At 63.9% G+C, this 15,099-nt stretch carries 16 protein-coding genes and 1 tRNA gene; 9 read left to right on the top strand and 8 right to left on the bottom strand.

From position 1 onward, the window contains the following. Positions 1-22: 22 nt before the first annotated feature. Both ACEN42_RS11205 and ACEN42_RS11210 read right to left on the bottom strand, forming a co-directional pair. The gene (locus ACEN42_RS11205) at positions 23-1,168 is read right to left on the bottom strand and encodes a transglycosylase SLT domain-containing protein (protein ID WP_371879952.1); all 1,146 of its coding nucleotides are present in this window, start codon (positions 1,166-1,168) and stop codon (positions 23-25) included. Further along, entirely contained in the window at positions 1,165-1,401 is a 237-nt protein-coding gene (locus ACEN42_RS11210) for a hypothetical protein (protein ID WP_371879953.1), read from the bottom strand. Before ACEN42_RS11210 ends, ACEN42_RS11205 begins: the two co-directional genes overlap by 4 nt. Before the next feature lie 355 nt (positions 1,402-1,756). On the opposite strand from ACEN42_RS11210, the gene ACEN42_RS11215 reads away from it, so the two are divergent. The 3 genes from ACEN42_RS11215 to ACEN42_RS11225 are packed head-to-tail and all read left to right on the top strand — an operon-like array spanning position 1,757 to position 5,020. After that, a complete protein-coding gene (locus tag ACEN42_RS11215) occupies positions 1,757-3,355 on the top strand; it encodes a UbiD family decarboxylase (RefSeq protein WP_371879954.1) in 1,599 nt (532 codons plus the stop codon). Next, complete coding sequence (locus tag ACEN42_RS11220; RefSeq protein ID WP_371879955.1) at positions 3,352-4,347, top strand: asparaginase; 996 nt, start codon at positions 3,352-3,354, stop codon at positions 4,345-4,347. Before ACEN42_RS11215 ends, ACEN42_RS11220 begins: the two co-directional genes overlap by 4 nt. 4 nt (positions 4,348-4,351) lie before the next feature. Next, entirely contained in the window at positions 4,352-5,020 is a 669-nt protein-coding gene (locus ACEN42_RS11225; RefSeq protein WP_371879956.1) for a LysE family translocator, read from the top strand. 10 nt (positions 5,021-5,030) lie between these two features. Here the strand turns inward: ACEN42_RS11225 and ACEN42_RS11230 are convergent, their stop codons facing one another. The 3 genes from ACEN42_RS11230 to ACEN42_RS11240 all read right to left on the bottom strand — a co-directional run bounded on the left by ACEN42_RS11230 (position 5,031) and on the right by ACEN42_RS11240 (position 6,930). Then, the gene (locus ACEN42_RS11230; RefSeq protein ID WP_238288165.1) at positions 5,031-5,996 is read right to left on the bottom strand and encodes a threo-3-hydroxy-L-aspartate ammonia-lyase; all 966 of its coding nucleotides are present in this window, start codon (positions 5,994-5,996) and stop codon (positions 5,031-5,033) included. Positions 5,997-6,124: 128 nt separating this feature from the next. Then, positions 6,125-6,430, bottom strand: a complete 306-nt coding sequence (locus ACEN42_RS11235) for a hypothetical protein (protein WP_035505397.1) — start codon at positions 6,428-6,430, stop codon at positions 6,125-6,127. 338 nt (positions 6,431-6,768) lie between these two features. After that, on the bottom strand, positions 6,769-6,930 hold the full coding sequence (locus ACEN42_RS11240) for a hypothetical protein (protein ID WP_016344705.1): 162 nt from the start codon (positions 6,928-6,930) through the stop codon (positions 6,769-6,771). 790 nt (positions 6,931-7,720) lie between these two features. Here ACEN42_RS11240 and ACEN42_RS11245 point away from each other — a divergent pair. The 3 genes from ACEN42_RS11245 to trmB all read left to right on the top strand — a co-directional run bounded on the left by ACEN42_RS11245 (position 7,721) and on the right by trmB (position 9,233). Beyond that, positions 7,721-8,281, top strand: coding sequence for a YggT family protein (locus tag ACEN42_RS11245; RefSeq protein ID WP_035505394.1), 561 nt, complete (start codon positions 7,721-7,723; stop codon positions 8,279-8,281). Positions 8,282-8,335: 54 nt separating this feature from the next. Then, a tRNA-Gly gene (locus ACEN42_RS11250) sits at positions 8,336-8,410 on the top strand. A gap of 76 nt (positions 8,411-8,486) precedes the next feature. Then, the gene (gene trmB, locus ACEN42_RS11255; protein ID WP_371879957.1) at positions 8,487-9,233 is read left to right on the top strand and encodes a tRNA (guanosine(46)-N7)-methyltransferase TrmB; all 747 of its coding nucleotides are present in this window, start codon (positions 8,487-8,489) and stop codon (positions 9,231-9,233) included. Between the two features lie 80 nt (positions 9,234-9,313). Here the strand turns inward: trmB and ACEN42_RS11260 are convergent, their stop codons facing one another. The 3 genes from ACEN42_RS11260 to ACEN42_RS11270 form a co-directional block, all read right to left on the bottom strand. Beyond that, on the bottom strand, positions 9,314-10,147 hold the full coding sequence (locus ACEN42_RS11260; RefSeq protein WP_371879958.1) for an undecaprenyl-diphosphate phosphatase: 834 nt from the start codon (positions 10,145-10,147) through the stop codon (positions 9,314-9,316). A gap of 63 nt (positions 10,148-10,210) precedes the next feature. Further along, a complete protein-coding gene (locus tag ACEN42_RS11265; protein WP_371879959.1) occupies positions 10,211-10,804 on the bottom strand; it encodes a DUF1439 domain-containing protein in 594 nt (197 codons plus the stop codon). A gap of 70 nt (positions 10,805-10,874) precedes the next feature. Next, entirely contained in the window at positions 10,875-11,162 is a 288-nt protein-coding gene (locus tag ACEN42_RS11270; RefSeq protein ID WP_238288168.1) for a YkgJ family cysteine cluster protein, read from the bottom strand. 137 nt (positions 11,163-11,299) lie between these two features. Between ACEN42_RS11270 and hemN the strand changes: the two genes are divergently transcribed. The 3 genes from hemN to ACEN42_RS11285 all read left to right on the top strand — a co-directional run bounded on the left by hemN (position 11,300) and on the right by ACEN42_RS11285 (position 14,873). Then, a complete protein-coding gene (hemN, locus tag ACEN42_RS11275) occupies positions 11,300-12,682 on the top strand; it encodes an oxygen-independent coproporphyrinogen III oxidase (RefSeq protein WP_371879960.1) in 1,383 nt (460 codons plus the stop codon). 149 nt (positions 12,683-12,831) lie between these two features. After that, positions 12,832-14,211, top strand: coding sequence for an amidase (locus tag ACEN42_RS11280; protein ID WP_371879961.1), 1,380 nt, complete (start codon positions 12,832-12,834; stop codon positions 14,209-14,211). 143 nt (positions 14,212-14,354) lie between these two features. Further along, positions 14,355-14,873, top strand: coding sequence for a disulfide bond formation protein B (locus tag ACEN42_RS11285; protein WP_250483399.1), 519 nt, complete (start codon positions 14,355-14,357; stop codon positions 14,871-14,873). Positions 14,874-15,099 lie beyond the last annotated feature (226 nt).

Consider the following 15,099-nt stretch of genomic DNA (forward strand, 5'->3'; position numbering starts at 1 on the left):
TTCTTTGCGTCCGACGAAATGTTTAAGCGCCGAACTCCGCCGATGCGACGTGCTTCGTTTCCGCGTCGCCTTCGTCCTGCGAGACCGACTTCTTCGAATCGATGGTCACGTGAACGCGCTTGTCCGCAGCCGTCGAGGCCAGAACCTGCTTCGGCGCAGCCTGAACCGGCGCTTGCGGCGCGTTGATCGGCACGTTGCGGCCGCGTGCGACATCGCGCAGACGCGTACGCTCGGCCAGGACCTTCGCGCCGTAACCGCCGTCGTCCTGCGTCGAGGAACCGACGTAGTAGCGCAGGCCACCCGCAACCGAACCGCCGCGCGCGATGCAATCCTTCAGCACGAGCGCACCGACCTTGATATTCGCGAGCGGATCGAGCGCTGCGTGCGAGCCGCCGAAGTATTCGAACTTGTCGGAATGAACCTTCGACATCACCTGCATCAGGCCCTGAGCGCCGACGCCGCTTTCAGCATACGGATTGAAGCCCGATTCGATCGCCATGACGGACAGCAGCAGCAGCGGATCGAGACCGACATCGCGGCCCGTGTCGAACGCGGCGCGAACGAGCTCGGCAACCGGCTCTTCCGCTACGCGATAACGCCGCGCGATGAAGTTCGAGACGAGCTTCTGCTCGCGCGTGGAAACGAGCACGCGGTCGTCGCGTGCGTCGGCGACCACGCGTTGCGCGGGAATCATGCTCGCCAGCATGCCGACGGACGGCATGGTGCGCGGGTCGAGCCCGTTAGGCGACACGGCGAGGCTGATGCCGCCGGTGAGCTGATGCGTGCTTGCGTCGTCGCTGGCGGCGGCGCCGAGCGATGGCCCCGTCGACGGCGCCTTGAGGCTGTCCGACGGCGCGGTGTTCGCGGCGACGTTCACGGGCAGCGAGGCGTCTCCAGACGGATGATGCACCGCCGAGAACGGCGGCAACGGCTGGCCCGCGAGCAGGCGAGCCGGTCCCGCCTGAACGGCGGCCGACACGAAAGGCATGATCTTTGCGGCAAAGTTCGTGCGCCACGAAGGCAGCAACCACAGTGCGAGCGCGCTGACGACGGCGGCACAACCGACCATCGCGAAGACATGGTGACTCAAACGGCGTCCGCGACGGAGCGCGATGCGCATGATCTGCGCGGCGCGGGTGTCGGAACCCCACCAAACCGAAGTGTTCATCGATACTCCCAATGTTGCATGATTTGCGCAGATGAATACGAATAAAGCGCGTATTCGGAGCGCAAATCAGACACCACTCGCTCTCGGCAAGCGTAAGCGGCATCGGGGATACGGCATGCGCCGTCTGGAAAGCCGATCCGGCAAAAGCTTGCCGGGTTGCGCGGCACGAACTGCGTGCCCTCAATGCGCGGGTGGCTCTCCACGCGAAAAACCGGCGCGAGAAACGCCGGCATGACAACCAAACACCATGAATCGCCGGGCAGGAGCGGCGCAGGCGACGCATGTTGCGTCAAGAAAGACCTGAGGCGAAGGTAAAAAGTTTCAAAACCTGCAAGAGATGCGAGCTGATTCTATCAGGGTTTAATTATCCGTCAATGCTAAAGACTTGTGTTTCAATTACTTACAGTTATATTGAACAGCGTTCAGCGCCCGAAAACCACGTCTCACGGGCGATTCCCAGCGGAATTTGCTGAATGTCCCCCAACGCACCGACGCTGTCGCAGGTAAAATCGACAATCGCCTTGCGCGCAGCCGTCCCGCCCGTCGAGTCTCGTGCTCCGGCGGCTTCGAGTCCAATTTCGACCATCGATGAAATACAAAGATCTGCGCGACTTCACTGCCCGCCTCGAGGCGATCGGTGAACTTCGCCGCATTCGGCAGCCCGTTTCCCCCGTTCTCGAAATCACCGAAGTCTCGGATCGCGTGTTGCGCGCGGGCGGGCCCGCTCTGCTTTTCGAAGCGCCCACGGGCCACACGATGCCCGTGCTCGCCAACCTCTTCGGCACGACGCGGCGCGTGGCGCTCGGCATGGGCATCGAAACCGAGGCGCAGAGCGGCGCCGATGTCAGCCTCGGCAGTGATGTCGCCGCGCTGAGTTCGTTGCGCGATGTCGGCAGGCTGCTTTCCGCGCTCAAGGAACCCGAGCCGCCGAGAGGCCTGAAGGACGCGGGCAAACTGCTCTCGCTCGCGAAGGCCGTGTGGGACATGGCGCCGAAGTCGGTCAGCGCGCCGCCTTGCCAGGAAGTGGTGTGGGAAGGCCAGGACGTCGATCTCAACCGGCTGCCGATCCAGACATGCTGGCCCGGCGACGCCGGACCGCTGCTCACCTGGGGCCTCACCGTCACGCGCGGACCGAACAAGCCGCGCCAGAATCTCGGCATCTATCGGCAGCAGCTCATCGGGCGCAACAAGCTCATCATGCGCTGGCTCGCGCATCGCGGCGGCGCGCTCGACTTCCGCGAATTCGCGCTCGCGAATCCCGGCAAGCCGTATCCGGTGGCGGTTGTGCTCGGCGCCGATCCCGCGACGATCCTCGGCGCCGTGACGCCCGTACCCGATTCGTTGTCCGAATATCAGTTCGCGGGCCTCTTGCGCGGCTCGCGCACCGAGCTCGCGAAGTGCCTGACGCCGGGCGTCGATACGCTTCAGGTGCCGGCGCGCGCCGAGATCGTGCTCGAAGGCTTCATCTATCCGCAGGACGGCACGCCGCCGCCCGCGCCCGAAGGCGCGCCGCCGCGTCCATCGGCGTCCGCGGCGGCGAAATACGAACATGCGCTCGAAGGGCCGTACGGCGATCACACCGGCTACTACAACGAGCAGGAGTGGTTTCCGGTCTTCACCGTCGAAAAGATCACGATGCGTCGCGACGCGCTGTTCCATTCCACCTACACCGGCAAGCCGCCCGACGAGCCCGCGGTGCTCGGCGTCGCGCTGAACGAAGTGTTCGTGCCGCTCCTGCAAAAGCAGTTCACCGAGATCACCGATTTCTATCTGCCGCCCGAAGGGTGCAGCTATCGGATGGCGATCGTGCAGATGAAGAAGAGCTACCCCGGCCACGCGAAGCGCGTGATGTTCGGCGTGTGGAGCTTCCTGCGGCAGTTCATGTATACGAAGTTCATCGTCGTGGTGGATGAAGACGTGAACGTGCGCGACTGGAAGGAAGTCATCTGGGCCATCACGACGCGAGTCGATCCGACGCGCGACACCGTGATGGTCGACAACACGCCGATCGACTATCTCGATTTCGCGTCGCCGGTGGCGGGCCTCGGCTCGAAGATGGGACTCGATGCGACCAATAAATGGCCCGGCGAAACGAATCGCGAGTGGGGCCGCCCGATCGTCATGGATGAAGCGGTGAAGCGTCGCGTCGATGCGCTGTGGACTGAAATCGGACTGGATAAATCATGATCGCGGCCACGCTTTATCGAGGCGATGTCATCGAGAACACGCACGCGGCGCACGTCGCCGTCGTCGATGCGAACGGGCGCCTCGTGCATTCCTTCGGCGATCCGCATCGCGTCACGCTGCCGCGCTCGGCGGCGAAGCCCGCGCAGGCGCTCGCGGTCATCGAAACGGGCGCGCTTGAGCGCTTCGGCTTCACCGACGAAGACCTCGCGCTGATGTGCGGATCGCATAGCAGCGAGCCGCGTCATATCGAGCGCGCGCTCGCGATGCTCGGCAAATCGAACGCGAGCGAAAGCGATCTGCGCTGCGGCGGCCATCCGCCAATATCGGACGCCGTGTTCAAGGACTGGATCAGGCGCGACTTCACGCCGACCGCCGCGTGCAGCAACTGTTCCGGCAAGCACGCCGGCATGCTCGCGGGCGCGCGGGCGATGAACGCGCCGCTCGCTGATTACCACTTGCCCGATCATCCGCTGCAGGCGCGCGTGAAGCACACCGTCGCGCGCGCGGTCGATCTCGCCGACGACGACGTGCAATGGGCCATCGACGGCTGCAATCTGCCGACGCCCGCGTTCCCGCTCGAACGTCTCGCGCGGCTCTACGGGAAGATCGCCGCCGCGCCGGAAGGCTCGCCGCTCGCGCGCATTCATCGCGCGATGACGTCGCATCCGGAACTCGTCGCGGGCGAAGGACGCTTCTGTACGCTGTTGATGCAGGCGTTCGGCGGAGCGCTCGTCGGCAAGACGGGCGCGGATGCGAGCTATGCGATCGGCGTGCGCCGCGATGAAGGTCCGATCGGCATCGCGGTGAAGGTCGAGGACGGCAACACGTCGGTGCTCAACGCGGTCGTCGTCCATGTGCTCGATACGCTTTGCATCGGCACGCAACAGCAGCGCGACGCGCTCGCCGCCTTCCGCAATCCGCCCACGCGCAACACGATGAACGTGCCGACCGGCCGTCTCGACGTGAGCTTCCCGCTTCACAACCATCAATAAAAATATGCACTCGTGGTCGTTGCTGTCGGACGGTTTTTTTCTGTCGCTGTCGCTGTGTCTGGATATCGGGATCGCCAATGTCGCGATCATTTCGCTCGCGCTGTCGCACGGCTTCAAACCGGGGCTCGTGCTCGGCCTGGGAACGTGTTTCGGCGATCTCGTCTACGCGATGCTCGCGCTCGCGGGCATGTCGGCGCTGCTGCAGTTTTCCGCGGTGCGCTGGGTCGTGTGGATCGGCGGCGCGATCGTGCTGCTCTTCCTGACGTGGAAGATGGCGCGTGAGGCGCTCAATCCCGCGTCCGCGCCGCCCGTCGAAGGCGAAGCGGATCTCACCGTGCCGCGTCCCCGGCACTTGAAAAGCTTCTTGCGCGGATGCCTGCTCGCGGTGTCGTCGCCGAGCGCGATCCTGTGGTTCGCGGCGGTCGGCGGCGCGCTCATCGCGAAGTCCGGTGCGACGAGCCCCGTCCCCGCGTCCGTCTTTCTGATCGGCTTCTTCTGCGGCGGACTCGGCTGGACGATCTTCATCTGCACGCTCGCGAGCCACGGCAGGAAGCGCGCCGGAACCCGGCTCCTGCGCGCGTGCCACGTGATGTCTGCCGTGCTCTTCGCGTACTTCGCGTACAGCGTGATCGTCAACGGCTACCGCGATCTGATCGTCAACGCGACTTCATGACGATGCAGCGTCACGCGACGAACTGAGCCAGCTTCGCGAGATCGACGTTGCCGCCCGACACGATCACGCCGACCCGCTTGCCTTCGACCGGCACGACCTTCTGCAGCACGGCCGCTGCCGCGAGACAACCGGTCGGCTCGACGACCATCTTCATGCGTTGCGCGAAAAAGCGCAGCGTCTCGATCAACTGCGCGTCGCTGACGGTGACGATCCGGTCGACGTGACGCTGGATGATCGGGAAGTTGTATTCGCCGACATGCGTGGACGCGGCGCCATCGGCGATGGTGCGCGGCACGTCGATATGCACGATCTCGCCGCGCGCGAGCGATTGCTGCGCGTCATTGCCCGCTTCCGGCTCGACGCCGATCACCTTGCAGTCCGGCGACAGCGCCGCCGCCGCGAGCGCGCATCCGCCGATGAGTCCGCCGCCGCCCAGGCACACGAACAGATAATCGAGCGGACCGGTTTCCTCGATCAGTTCCTTCGCCGACGTGCCCTGCCCCGCGATCACATGCGGATGATCGTAGGGCGGAATCAGCGTCATGCCGCGCTCCTCGGCGAGCTTGCGGCCGATTTCCTCGCGGTTCTGCGTGTAGCGGTCGTACGTGATCACTTCGCCGCCGTAACCGCGCGTCGCTTCCATTTTCGCGGCGGGCGCGTCCTCGGGCATCACGATCGTCGCGCGGATGCCGGCGAGCTTCGCGGACAGCGCAATCGCCTGCGCGTGATTGCCCGACGAATAGGTGATCACGCCCGCGGCGCGCTGCCGATCGTCGAAATGCGAGAGCGCGTTGTACGCGCCGCGAAACTTGAACGCACCCATACGCTGGAAGTTTTCGCACTTGAAAAACAGCGACGCGCCCGCGATGGCATCGGCGGTGCGGGAAGTCAGGACGGGCGTGCGATGGGCGACGCCTTCGATGCGCCGGGCGGCATCGGCGACGTCATCGAAAGTCGGGGCGGGAAGAGAGGACATTGGCGTGAGAGCGCGTCGTGAAGGGATCACCATTCTCCCAGTTCCATCAGCGGAATTCAAAAGCGCCCTTCAAACAAAAAAGGCGATGCCAACTCGCATCGCCTTTTTGGATTCGTCGCTCGGGCCGATCAGTAACGCCAGCCCGGACCATGACGGTAGTAGCCGTGATGCCGGTAGTACGGACGGCCGTAGTAGCCATAGCCACCGCCGTAGCCACCCACGACAACGGCAGGCGGCGGCGCATACACCACGGGCGGCGGCGGCGCGACGTACACGGGCTGCGGCGGAGCCACATAGACAGGTGCAGGCGGCGCGGCATAAACCGGATAGGCCGGCACCCCGATGCCCACGCCAATTGAAACGTGCGCCTGCGCGGCACCGACGAAACCGGCACCGAGCGCACCAGCAACCAACAAACCACCGAGCTTTTTCACTTTCGTTCTCCTCGCCGCTTCGCGTGTTGGCCGATTCCCACGGCTCACGAGCGACGGTATGAACTCAATTTATCGAAAAACACGGTCGGTCGCAGGAGCCATTTGTTGCAAATTGCAAGTTCCTTAACGTCGACGCGGATTTGAAAGGACGGCGTCGCTTGCGAGTGCGTCCGGATCGGCCGTTCGGCGGAGGTCTGCGCCCTCTGCGCGACGTCGCGCGGCTCGAGCGCTTAAAACCGCGTAACTTATATTTACAAATGAACGAAAAAGCCCCGCCGGACAATGCATCCGGCGGGGCTCTTAATGTATTGCGCGAAAGTCTTAAAACGACGCGCGTTTCAGCCGACTTTCACATAAGCGAATTCACGCGTGACATTTGGCGGAACATACGCCCCACCGATCACGACCCGGGGCGTCAGGCGCTTTTTCTGGTCCCACCAGCGACGTCGCTGGGCCTGGCTCAAGAATCGAAGATGCTTTCGATAAGAGAAAATGCTCATGGCGACCTCCGAACGTAGCGAATGAAACCTGAAGGGAGAGCGCCGGCCTCAGGCCGCGTGCCGCCTCCCGCTGAATCCGTGTTCTGTTTAGTATTGAGCGCCTGTCCGTTCCTCGATGTTCGCAAAGAAACCAATCTTTCACGTCGATGTGCGTCTAACCACACACAGCAGAAAATATGCCCTTTGGGGCCGGGGAAAAGCTGCCAATAGAAACAATAGCGCGCTGCGCGACGATTCGCTCTTTCGCTATCCGTATTTATATCCTGCCAGTTTTGCGTGAAATGCGCCTTTTCGCGATCGTCTCAAATTGGCAACACTAGGGTTTTTCAGATGCTGGCGTCTGGTGCCCAAACCAGCAGCGCCAACGACTTTCACTTGCCTTTCATGTGATTGTCCGGAGAATCGCTTCCGCCACGTGCGACAACGTCCCCAAGCCGCATTAAAGCCATGTTATGGTGACGACCGGCACCCCATCAGGCACGCCTGCTGGGCGGGGAATTCGAGTCGCCGCATGCAGTGAATCGCGAAGCTTCATCGAACGGCACGGGTGCATTCGCGCGGATCGCGCACGATGCGCTGCGCACCGCGTTGGCTTCGGCACGATATTCAAGTCCAGAGAACGAACAATGATCAAGGTCAGCATTCCCGATTCGCGCCGCACAGGCGGCCGCCGCTCCGAGACCACCATCAGGCGGATCTTCACCCGCTAGCGCCTCCGCTTTCCTTCACTTTTCGTCAATACGACCCGGCGCAAGTCGCGACACTGCGCACGCATCCTAGAGGACCCGAGATGTTCGGCGATATCGCCCGTTTTCTGCTCAACACCCTGTTCACCCTGTTCGGCGCGGCGCTTCTGTTGCGCGCGTGGATTCAGGTCGTGCGCATGCCGCCCTACAACCCGGTTTCGAACGCCGTGATGCAGGCGACCAACTGGATCGTCCTGCCGCTGCGCAAGATCCTGCCCGGCGGAAAGATCGACTGGGCAAGCATTGTCGCGGCGTTCATCGCATCGGCTGTGTATGTGACGCTGATGGTCGTGCTCGCGGGCGTCGATCCGACGCTCATGGTGCCGATCCTCCTGCTCGTCGCGCTGCTGACCGTCGTCAAGTGGGCGCTGAATCTGATCATCTGGGTGACGATCCTGATGGCGCTGCTTTCATGGCTCAATCCGCAATCGCCGGCGATGCCGCTGCTCTATCAGATCACCGCGCCGTTCCTCGATCCGCTGCGGCGCATTCTGCCGCGGCTCGGCGGCATCGATCTTTCGCCGATCCTGCTGTTCGTGATCGTGCAGGTGCTGTTGATGGTCGTGACGCGCGTCGCCGTATCGATGACGCTGTTCGGGATCTGAGCCGCCGGCGCAATTGCGCCTCGCGGCGCGTTGCGCTTACAATAGCCGTCTCATGCGGGCGTCGTATAATGGCCATTACCGTAGCTTCCCAAGCTACAGACGTGGGTTCGATTCCCATCGCCCGCTCCAGAAATCCAGCGAAAGCCGCCCCGAGTCACGTTTGGGCGGCTTTTTAGTTTCGCGCATCTGTTTCCAGCATCGCCTCATGAACCACGATCCCCACGACGACGCCGGCGCCGACGGCAACGATCAGCCCGACGTCAACATCGGCGAAGATGCCGCGCTACGCCATCGCCGCATCCGCAGTTTCGTCACGCGCGCGGGCCGTGTATCGCCGGGCCAGCAGCGCGCAATCGACGATCTCGGTCCACGCTATGTCGTGCCCTACACGCCGCAGCCCGGCGACTGGGATGCGCTCTTCGGCCGACAGGCGCCGCGCGTGCTGGAGATCGGCTTCGGCATGGGCGCGACCACGGCGGAGATCGCGGCCGCGCGTCCCGGCGATGACTTCATCGGCGTGGAAGTGCATGAGCCCGGCGTCGGCGCGCTGCTCAAGCTGATCGGCGAGCAAGGGCTCGGCAATATCCGCATTCTTCAGCACGACGCCGTGGAAGTGCTCGAACACATGATCGCGCCCGACAGTCTCGACGGCGTGCACATCTACTTCCCCGATCCCTGGCACAAGGCGCGTCATCACAAGCGCCGCCTGATCCAGCCGAAGTTCGTCGCGCTGCTCGTGTCGCGCATGAAGCCGGGCGGCTATATCCATCTGGCAACCGACTGGCAGAACTATGCCGAGCAGATGCTCGAAGTCCTGTCCGCCGAGCCTGCGCTGGAAAACACCGCGGACGGCTACGCGCCGCGCCCCGATTTCCGTCCGGTCACGAAGTTCGAGCGACGCGGCCTGCGGCTCGGGCACGGCGTGTGGGATCTGATGTTCCGCCGCCGCTGAAACGACGCTAAAGCGCCGCGCACAAACAACAACGCCACGGCAAGCCGTGGCGTTTTGCATGGTGCGCGGCGAAAGCGCGCTCAGTCGGCCCAGCTCAGGCCGCCGCTATATCCGACGATCAGAATCAGCAGGCCGAAGCCGATGCGATACCACGCGAACGCGGTGAAATCGTGCGACGCGACGTAGCGCAGCAGCCAGCGCACGCAGACGAACGCGCTGACGAAGGCCGCGACGAGACCGATCGCGAACAGCCCGAGATCGTCCACGGTCAGCGTGCGCCAGTACTTGGCCATTTCGTAGAGCGTCGCGCCGAAGATGATCGGAATGGCGAGGAAAAACGAAAACTCCGTGGCGACGCGTCGTTCGAGCCCGAACAGCATCCCGCCGATGATCGTCGCGCCGGAACGCGAAGTGCCCGGAATCAGCGCGAAGCATTGCGCGAGACCGACCTTGAAGGCATCGGAGTAGGAAAGATCATCGACGGAATGTACGCGCGGGGCGACGGCGCGTTCGCGCTGGCGCGACTCCGCCCACAAAATCACGATGCCGCCGACGATCAGCGCCACCGACACCGGGACCGGCGAGAACAGCACCGACTTGATGCCCTTCTCGAAAAGCAGACCCAGGACGATGGCCGGAATGGTCGCGATGATCACGTTCAGCGTGAAGCGCCGCGCGTCGGCGCGCACGGGCAGGCCCGTGACCACGGAGCCGATCTTCGCGCGATATTCCCAGCAGATGGCGAGAATGGCGCCGAACTGGATGACGACGTCGAAGGTTTTCGATTGCGCGTCGGTGAAATTCAGCAAGCTGCCCGCCACGATCAGATGCCCCGTGCTCGAGACCGGCAAAAATTCGGTCAAGCCCTCCACGACGCCCAGAATGAGCGCCTTCACCATCAATATCCAGTCCATCCGTTCAGCCCTTGTCGCCGTTATCGCCGTTGCTTGTGGAGCACATTGCGCAGAGATTTCGACTCACTTCTCAACAATCTGCACACGTATGCCGTTTGTAAGGACTGTGATTGTACCGGGTTCGTAAGACACGCCGGCGAACTGGAGTTCCTCGGGCTTGAACGTGTGAATCGGATAGCGGTCGAGCAGTTGCGCCGCGAGTTGCGCGCCGACCGATGCAATCTGTTGGTTGTACTGGGCGGCGTCACCACTGAACTGCGCATTGTCAACGGATGGTGAAACGAGAATGACCGAACGGCTCGGCGCGTCGTAGGCGAGTTGCGTCGAGAGTGTGAACGCGCCGATCACCGGATTCGGCATGAAGGGCGTGGACAGACGCGCATCGACACGCACCGTCACGCGATTGCGATCCGGCGCCATGCCGACGACCGGATTGCTAAGGACGACATCGAATATCTGGGAAGCCGTGCGTTGCAGCGGGAACTTGCGCGCGACCGCTTCCTGCACCTGCTGCGTCGAAAATGTGTAGTGATCCGGAATGAAGGGGAATATCGAGTTCGAGGCGGATTGTGCCTCCGATGTGAATGCAAGTGCGGACAGGGACAACAGTCCTGCGAGCACGAACCGGCGCCGCAGCGGCGCGACGGTTTCCGTCATGCGTAATCCTCCAAAGCTTTTATTCAGGTCTGCGCCGCGAGGCGCGGTTCGGAACTTCGACCGCCGATCGTCAGGACAGTTGCGTGGGCCGCGTCTGCGCTTCCAGTCGTTCGATCCACGTCAACGCGTATTCGCGCGTCTCGCCGCACATCTCGCCGGACGGCTGCAAACCGGAACAACACGCCGGCCTGCGCGGATCGCCGAAAATCTTGCAGCGCAGATCATCGCCCAGTTGAACGCAGCGTTCGCCCGCGCGCTTGCCATGCGGCATCCCCGGAATCGGGCTCGAAATCGAAGGCGCGATGCAGCACGCACCGCACGCTTCCCTGCAGGCATGAGACGAAGAATCGATCGACATGGCGACACTGAACCGCGCAAAAGGAAGCGATATTGTCCCACGCCTCATCTTTGCGCTTCGTCAAATCGCTGCGACTTTATCGCGCGAATGTTGCGCTCATCGCCCGATTACACTCGGACGATTCCCAGAGATCCGCCATGACTGCCGCCGCTCCGTTCTTTCGTCCCGATCTTCTCGCGCGTTACGATGCGCACGGCCCGCGCTACACGTCCTATCCGACCGCCGTCCAGTTCACCGACGCGTTCGACCCCGCGCATTATCGCGAAGCCGCGCGCAAGGCGAAAGCGAACGCCGATCTCTCGCTGTATTTCCACATCCCGTTCTGCGACACCGTCTGCTTCTATTGCGGCTGCAACAAGATCGCGACGAAAAATCGCGCGCACGCACGCCCCTATCTCGACCGGATGAAGCGCGAACTCGCACTGCAAGCCGCGCTCTTCGACACCTCGCGTCCGGTCACGCAGCTTCACTGGGGCGGCGGCACGCCGACCTTCCTCTCGCACGACGAGATGGCCGAATTGATGTCCGCGACGCGCGAGCATTTCAATCTCGTCGCCGACGAGCGCGCCGAATATTCGATCGAGGTCGATCCGCGCGAGGCATCGCCGGCGACCATCGCGTTGCTGCGCGAACTCGGATTCAATCGGCTGAGCCTCGGCGTGCAGGACTTCGACGAGCGCGTGCAGCGCGCCGTCAATCGCATCCAGCCGCGTGAAATGACGGAGACGGTGCTCGACGCCGCGCGCAGGAACGGTTTCAAGTCCGTGAGCGTCGATCTGATCTACGGGCTGCCGCATCAGAGCGTCGAGAGCTTTTCGCGCACGCTCGACGCGATCATCGATCTGAAACCCGATCGCGTGTCCGTGTTCGGCTATGCGCACATGCCATCGCTCTTCAAGATGCAGCGGCAGATCGACGAAAGCGCGCTGCCCTCGCCCGCCGTGCGCCTCGCGATTCTCGAGCGCGTGATCGCGCGCATGTGCGATGCAGGTTATGTGTACATCGGCATGGATCATTTCGCGCTGCCCGGCGACGAGCTCGCGCGCGCGTTCGAAGCCGGCACGCTACAGCGCAACTTTCAGGGCTACAGCACACGCGCGGATTGCGATCTGATCGGCATAGGCGCATCGTCGATCGGCAAGATCGGCGATGTCTACGCGCAAAACGCCCGCGAACTCGCCGACTATACCGCCGCGATCGATGCGGGCGAACTCGCCATCACGCGCGGCGTGCGACTTTGCGCCGACGACGAACTGCGCCGCGACGTCATCATGCGTCTCATGTGCGGCGGCGAGCTGCGTTTCGACGATGTCGCGGCGACGCACGGCATCGAATTCCCGTCAGCTTTCGCCGATGAACTCGCGCGCCTCGCGCCGATGGCGAACGACGGCCTCATCGACCTCTCGCACGACGCGATCCGCGTGCTGCCCGCCGGACGCATGCTGGTGCGCAACGTCGCGTCGGTATTCGACCGTTATCTGGGACAGGCGAGCCTGCGCCGTTTCTCGCGCACGATCTGAGCGGTGTTCGATCGGCGTCGGTGGCTTAGAATGACAGCCACCTTGGACGCCCCAGATTTGCGACACGGCGCGCCCATCCACTCACTGCCGATGCGAAGCGCCGGGCGTGCCCGGCCTTCTCGCATGAGGCAACGCCACTGCCCGACGCCATGCCCACCACTTCGCCGCAGTTCGCCCCGCTTGCCCAACTCGCCGCCGATCTGAAAAGCGGCCGCACGACGAGCCGCGCGCTCGTCGAGGCGGCGCTCGAACGCATCGCCGATCCTGCCGGTCAGGGCTCGACCGTCTTCCTCCATGTCGATGCCGAACACGCCCGCGCCGCCGCCGATGCCCACGACGCGCTGCGCCGCGCCGGCACCGCGCTTTCGCCGCTCGCGGGCATTCCGGTGTCGATCAAGGATCTCTTCGATATCGAAGGCGAAGTGACGCGCGCCGGCTCGAAAGCGCTGCGCGATGCCGCTCCCGCCAAGGCCGACGCCGTCGCTGTCGCGCGCCTGCGCCGCGCGGGCGCGGTGATCGTCGGGCGCACCAACATGAGCGAATTCGCCTTCTCCGGCCTCGGACTGAACCCGCACTACGGCACGCCGCGCTCCCCGTGGCACGCCGACGTGCCGGGCGACGCGCGCATCGCGGGCGGGTCGTCGTCGGGTGCGGCGGCGTCGGTGGCGGACGGCATGGCCGCCGTCGCGCTCGGCACCGACACCGGCGGCTCTATCCGCATTCCCGCCGCGCTGTGCGGCCTCACGGGCTTCAAGCCGACCGCGAGCCGCATTCCGAAGCAAGGCGGCGTGCCGCTCTCGAAGACGCTCGATTCGTTCGGGCCGATCGGCGTGTCGGTCGCGTGCTGCGCGCTCGTCGACCGCATTCTCGCCGGACGCGACCCCGGCGTGCCCGCGACGCGCCCGCTCGACGGTGTGCGCCTCGGCGTGCTCACGAACTACGTGACCGATGGCGTCGAGGCGCCCGTCGCGAGCGCGGTCGCTGCGGCGATCAATCATCTGGCCGCCGCGGGCGCGCTGGTGGAAGACGTGCGCTTCGCGCCGCTGGATCGACTGCCGGAAATCAGCCGCTATCCGCTCGTGGCAATCGAGGCGTATGCGTGGCACCGGAAGCTGATGGCCGAGCGCGGCGACGAATACGATCCGCGCGTGCTGGCGCGTCTCAAGCGCGCGGAAGCGGCGAGCGCGGCCGACTACATCGACTTGTGCGAAGCGCGCGACGTGATGATCGAGGCGGCCCGCACGACGCTCTGGCAGCGGTTCGACGCGATCGTCTGCCCGACGGTGCCGGTGCTGCCGCCGCGCATCGCCGATCTGGAAACCGACGACGACGCCTTCACGCGCACCAATGCGCTGATTCTGCGCAATCCGACCGCCTTCAATTTCCTCGATGCGTGCGCGCTGTCGCTGCCCTGCCATCCGCGCGGCGAGGCACCCGCCGGCCTGATGCTCGCGGGCGCGCCGAACGCCGACGACACCTTGCTGTCGATCGGACGCGCGGTCGAAGCCGTGCTGGCGACGACGCGCTGAGCGGCCCGAAAACCGTCTGAATATCGCGGCTGATTTTGCGCATCGGGCGTTCGCGCTAGAATTCACCGCGATACCCACGCAACTCAGGTGCTTCCTTCTCGAATCGTTGCGAAATAATGAACAACTCTTTGAATCACTTCACAATGCATCAGGACGACCGGGTGCTGCGCCGCGAGCGACGCCTGCTCGTGTTGCTCGGTTTCGTCAGTCTCGGTCTCGTCGGCGGCGCGCTGTATCTGCAATTCTTTCATGGCGAAGATCCCTGCCCGCTGTGCATCATCCAGCGCTATTTTTTCGTGCTGATCGCGATCTTCGCGTTCCTCGGGGCGGCGTTCCGTAACTGGCGCGGCATCGCGCTGCTGGAAACGCTCGTCGCGATTTCCGCGCTCGGCGGACTCGCCACCGCCGTGCGTCATGTGTACGTGCAATCGCATCCCGGCTTCAGTTGCGGTTTCGATGCCCTCCAGCCGATCGTCGACGGTCTGCCGCCCGCAAGCTGGCTGCCGCAGGTGTTCAAAGTCGCGGGTCTGTGCGAAACGCCGTATCCGCCGATTCTCGGTCTGTCGCTGCCGCAATGGTCGCTGATCGCGTTTGCGCTGATTTTCGTGCTGGTCGCGGCAAGCGTGCGCCTGAAGCGCAAACTGCGCACGACGGTCCGGTAAATTATTCCGGGCGACGACCTCAGCGCGCCGCCCGTTTTCCCCGCTTCATAGCGCTCTACGCGCTTCCTCCTTTCCCGCATCAGCGCATCCGCATAATCTTGATACGTACCCGGCAATATTTTTGGGATATTGGGGTGTTAAGGTCGTGTCTGGATGGCGATCTACGTGCGCGCAGTCCGTTTCGCTCAAAGGCAGCCTGAGTTTTTTCTCACCGCAACCCATGAAG

The organism is Caballeronia sp. S22 (genome assembly GCF_964261745.1).
GTDB lineage: Bacteria > Pseudomonadota > Gammaproteobacteria > Burkholderiales > Burkholderiaceae > Caballeronia > Caballeronia jiangsuensis.